Raw genomic sequence first — 4,495 nt, 5'->3', positions numbered from 1 at the left:
AAAACTCATTTAAATCACTTTGCTATTAAGTACAAATTGATTCTTAGAGCGAACCAGATTGCTTGGCAGGAGCTTAAAAATATGGCAGCTTAAAATTGACCGTGCGTAACATGAGTGATTAAAAGGAGTTTTTTATGGCTAAGATAGGTTTAAAAATAGTTAACGCAGTAGTAGGAGGGGTATTGTCTATATCTGTTTTTGCGGCGGATATTCCGCAAGTCGATATTGAATCACAAGATTTTAATCAAGAACAATGTGTTGATGATAATACACAAACATGCATTAATGATCAGTGTTTAACTTCTGAGGCCACTGATTGCCAAGCTCAATGCCAAAAACAAGCACAAGCAGTATGCCAACAACAAGCTGATGATTAATCAAAATTAGAGGGGGTCGTTAAATGGGTTTAAAAGTGTTAACTCAAAAAGAAATTCGCGCTTGTATTACTATGAAGCAAGCCATTCTTGCTATGGAGGAGGCTTTTAAGGATTATTATTTAGGCACTGCTGTTTTGCCTTTACGCACACCAATTGCGGTGGCTAATGAAAATGCCTTAACTTTAACGATGCCAGCTTACTTAGGAAAACAAGATGCCTTAGGTTTAAAAGTAGTCTCCATTTTTCCTAATAATAGTAAACAGCATAAACCCAGTATTAATGGGCTTATTTTATTGCTTGATGAACATAGTGGTGAGGGGAAAGCACTGATGGAAGCTAGTTATTTAACTGCTATGCGCACAGGTGCAGTTTCAGGTTTAGCTACTCAATATCTTGCCAAAGGAGATGCTTCCCATGTTGCTATTCTTGGTTCTGGAGTGCAAGCTTATACCCAATTAGAGGCTGTGCTAAATGTTCGTTCGATTAAAAAAATTAGCTTGTGGTCACGCTCTTTGGAAAATGCAAAAAAAATGGCAAACGAGTTAGATCAAAAGCACTATGAAATTAATTGTTTTTCTACAGTACGCGAGGCGTTAAAAGACGCAGATATTATTTGTGCTGCCACAGGAAGTACTGAGCCTTTAATTCATTTAGAGGATTTAAAAGAAGGTGCGCATATTAATGCTGTAGGGTCGCATACCCCTCAGATGAGGGAAATCAATAACCAGGTTTTAGCCCATTCCTTAGTGGTCGTTGATCAAATTGAAGCGGCTTGTGCTGAAGCGGGTGAAATTGTTTCTGCCTTAGAAGAAAAAAGCATCCAGGTTAGTCAGCTAGTAGAGCTTGGTGCCTTAATTAGTGGTAATAAGTCTCACCATAATAATCACTATACGGTGTTTAAATCAGTAGGTTTAGCTATTCAAGATATTAGTATTGCCAATACCGTCTATCTTAATGCGTGTAAAAAAGACTTAGGTACTTCAATAGAACTTTATTAAAGTCAAAATATTGACGTTATTAGAAATTGTTCCATCGACTAACTGCATGTTGAGGCCTCAGCTCGAGATGTTTGAGTAAGGCCCAAAAATGGTATAAAACTCTGAAGTGGCAAGATCAATTGAGTTGTTGTTTTTATTGTGAGGGGATAATAATTTAACGCACCGTAGCAACTGTCTTGAATTTTAATTCAAGACAGTTGCTACGGTGTGGCTCGAGTTTTCACCCGACCAATAGAAGCATGAACTCAAATGAGCTGTCGCCGCTGAGTTTTAAATCCATTCCTTGTAAATAATTTTATTTATTCTGGCATACCCTTTGCATAAGCATTACTATCTAAGCTAAACACTTGTTTTGTAAATAAAATAAATTTACATTCTTATTTACCTTGCGCTGATTATTGCATTCGACTGGATTCTTTTATGGCTGAAAAAGATGTTTTATCACAAGAAGAAATAGATGCACTCTTAGAGTCAGTGGGTGAGGAAGAGGCACCTCAAAAAACTGAATCTGATGCTGTTGATGAAACAGAAGCATTAAGTGAAAAAACGGAGGCGGACCCCAAAAAAGAGGAAGAAGCATCGGTCTTCGCTGAAAAAAAAGAAAAGGAAGATAAGGGTGATGGGGTTAAAGCACTTAAGTTTACCGGCCAAGATCGTATCGTTAAAGGTGAGCTTCCTGTATTAGATAAAATCTATGACCGGGCAGTTCGTTTATTTATGAGTGATATTTATACGCTTACAGCTAAAGAATTTGAAGTAAAGCAAGAGCCCCTGCTTGTTATAAAACATAGAGATTTTATGATGAGTTTGCCTAACCCCAGCCTCATGACCATCTACAAATTTCAACCACTACGCGGTAAAGGAATTATCTTATTTGATAGTACTTTTATTTATGATTTAGTCGATTATTATTTTGGTGGAAGTAGTCAGTTCTATGCGCAAAAAAATAGATCGGATTATACCGCCACTGAATTAAGGGTAATGGACTTAGTCACTACTAAATTAGTGGGTAATTTAATGAAAGCATGGACACCCATCTTAACACTGAATATCACGAAACATAATGAAGAAACTAACCCGCAATTAGTTAATATTGCGGAAGCGGAAGAAATGTTATTAGTCGCAAGGTTTAACTTAAATTTTGGTAAAGAAGAGGGGGCTTTTTATATCATTATCCCTTATTCTATGGTAGAACCACTAAAGCAACAGTTGGAGATCGGTGCTTCTCGTTCGGACGATGAAATTGATCCCAACTGGATTAAATTATTGATTGAAGAATTAATGGATGTTGAGTTGACTATTAGCTCTGTTATGGGAAGAACGAATGATACTTTAGACACCGTTATGAATTGGAAAGTAGGGGATTTTATTCCTCTAGAAATGACTGAAATCGTTACTTTAGATATTGAAGGAATACCAAGTTTTAGAGCAACCTTAGGCAGCGCTAATGATAAACGTGCTTTACAGATCATTGATATTATAAAGTATTAGGGAGCAAAAATGGCTAAAGCAAATCAAACAACGGGTGAGCCAACCCCAGATAGTGGTGCGTCAGTACATGATGCTGAAACAGAAAAGTTAGAGTTGATTTTAGATATCCCAGTAGCTATTACCGTTGAAATTGGTCGAACTAAAATGACCATTCGTAATTTATTACAATTAAATCAAGGTGGTATTATCGCTTTAGATCGCTTAGCAGGCGAGCCACTGGACGTTTTAGTCAATAATACTTTGGTCGCCCATGGCGAGGTGGTGGTAGTGAATGAAAAATTCGGGATTAGGTTAACCGACATAGTAAGTAAAGCTGAACGTATTAAACGTTTGAGATGATAAAATGCCGTATTTACTTGTACTGGGTTTATATTTAATTAGCGCCGCTACCTTTGCAACTTCGACCACTGCTCCTGCTGTGTTAAATCATTCAGAATTAGTCAAGATCCTTACTGGTTTATTACTCGTTCTGTTTGTTATTTTTTTATTATCATGGTTAATTAAACGCTTTAATGTAGTGCAGTTAAGTTCGTCAAAAGGCTTTAACGTAATAGCGAGTATGACTTTAGGACCTAAAGAAAGAATCCTTCTAATTAAGGTAGGGGCACGTTATTTATTAATAGGGATAGGGACATCTACAGTGAATACTTTATATGATTTCGGGGAACAAAAGCCGGAAGGATTTGATGTAGAAAACAAAAGCTCTTTTGCAGATTTGTTAAAATCTACGTTACGGAAATCATCATGAAAGTAAAATATCTTATCTTTATTACCCTTCTCGGTCTTTTTCCCTTTATTGCCCAAGCTGATCCTCTTTCTTTACCCGCAGTGACTGTTCAACCTGGCGCGAATAACTCTCAGTCTTACAGTGTAAATTTGCAGATTTTAATTTTTATGACCATTTTAAGCGTATTACCCGGCTTAATAATGGCCATGACTGCCTTTACTCGAATTATTATTGTACTGTCGATCTTAAGGCAAGCCATCGGGTTAGCGTCCATCCCTACCAACCAAATATTAATAGGGATGTCCTTGTTCATGACTTATTTTGTTATGTCGCCGGTATTTAATCAGATTAATGAAACAGCGGTACAACCTTATCTAGCAGAAAAAATTGATTTTTCCCAAGCGCTTACTAATGGTCAAGCGCCTTTGCGTCGCTTTATGCTTAACCAAACCCGTAAAACTGATTTAGCCTTATTTGAAAATATGGCGCAGTCTAAGCCCGCATCTTTAAATGATATTTCCATGGGAGTTTTAATCCCAGCTTATATAACCAGCGAATTGAAAACGGCTTTTCAAATAGGCTTTGTTTTGTTCTTACCTTTTTTAATCATTGATATGGTAGTCTCTTGTGTGTTAATGGCGATGGGGATGATGATGCTCTCACCATTGATTATTTCTTTGCCCTTCAAAATTATGCTCTTTGTGATGGTGGATGGATGGACTTTAATCTTGGGTTCTTTGGCTTCTAGTTTTGCTATGGTTTAGGAGAACGTAATGGGAGCAGTGATATAGGCGCGGATTTTTAGACGAAAAAAAGGTATTTTTAAGAGCTATTCTTCTAATATAAGAGGGGAATAGAATGACCAAAAAGCGAAATTATTACACTGCATCAAAAAAATCAAA

At 37.0% G+C, this 4,495-nt stretch carries 6 protein-coding genes; all 6 read left to right on the top strand.

The features are described from left to right. Nucleotides 1-134: 134 nt before the first annotated feature. Nucleotides 135-377 carry a hypothetical protein gene (locus ELY15_RS13735; RefSeq protein WP_127101002.1) on the top strand — a complete coding sequence of 81 codons (243 nt, stop codon included), beginning with the start codon at nt 135-137 and terminating at the stop codon, nt 375-377. Nucleotides 378-400: 23 nt separating this feature from the next. Next, nucleotides 401-1,375, top strand: coding sequence for an ornithine cyclodeaminase family protein (locus ELY15_RS13730; protein WP_127101000.1), 975 nt, complete (start codon nt 401-403; stop codon nt 1,373-1,375). A 420-nt stretch (nt 1,376-1,795) separates the two neighbouring features. Beyond that, nucleotides 1,796-2,866, top strand: coding sequence for a flagellar motor switch protein FliM (gene fliM / locus ELY15_RS13725; protein WP_127100998.1), 1,071 nt, complete (start codon nt 1,796-1,798; stop codon nt 2,864-2,866). Nucleotides 2,867-2,875: 9 nt separating this feature from the next. After that, nucleotides 2,876-3,205: a flagellar motor switch protein FliN gene (fliN, locus tag ELY15_RS13720; RefSeq protein ID WP_127100996.1), complete on the top strand. Its 330-nt coding sequence runs from the start codon at nt 2,876-2,878 to the stop codon at nt 3,203-3,205. 4 nt (nt 3,206-3,209) lie between these two features. Then, on the top strand, nt 3,210-3,614 hold the full coding sequence (gene fliO / locus ELY15_RS13715; protein WP_127100993.1) for a flagellar biosynthetic protein FliO: 405 nt from the start codon (nt 3,210-3,212) through the stop codon (nt 3,612-3,614). Next, entirely contained in the window at nt 3,611-4,357 is a 747-nt protein-coding gene (gene fliP, locus ELY15_RS13710; RefSeq protein ID WP_127100991.1) for a flagellar type III secretion system pore protein FliP, read from the top strand. The genes fliO and fliP overlap by 4 nt, the downstream gene beginning before the upstream one ends. Nucleotides 4,358-4,495 lie beyond the last annotated feature (138 nt).

Origin of the sequence: Legionella sp. km772, from assembly GCF_003989735.1 — a bacterium.
GTDB lineage: Bacteria > Pseudomonadota > Gammaproteobacteria > Legionellales > Legionellaceae > Legionella.
Note: the sequence above shows the minus strand (reverse complement) of the source record. Positions and strands in the feature narration are given on the sequence as shown.

What these genes read in the sequence shown, in the direction of transcription:
- ELY15_RS13735 (WP_127101002.1), top strand. Translation starts at nt 135, where the DNA reads ATGGCTAAGATAGGTTTAAAAATAGTTAACGCAGTAGTAGGAGGGGTA.
- ELY15_RS13730 (WP_127101000.1), top strand. Translation starts at nt 401, where the DNA reads ATGGGTTTAAAAGTGTTAACTCAAAAAGAAATTCGCGCTTGTATTACT.
- fliM (WP_127100998.1), top strand. Translation starts at nt 1,796, where the DNA reads ATGGCTGAAAAAGATGTTTTATCACAAGAAGAAATAGATGCACTCTTA.
- fliN (WP_127100996.1), top strand. Translation starts at nt 2,876, where the DNA reads ATGGCTAAAGCAAATCAAACAACGGGTGAGCCAACCCCAGATAGTGGT.
- fliO (WP_127100993.1), top strand. Translation starts at nt 3,210, where the DNA reads ATGCCGTATTTACTTGTACTGGGTTTATATTTAATTAGCGCCGCTACC.
- fliP (WP_127100991.1), top strand. Translation starts at nt 3,611, where the DNA reads ATGAAAGTAAAATATCTTATCTTTATTACCCTTCTCGGTCTTTTTCCC.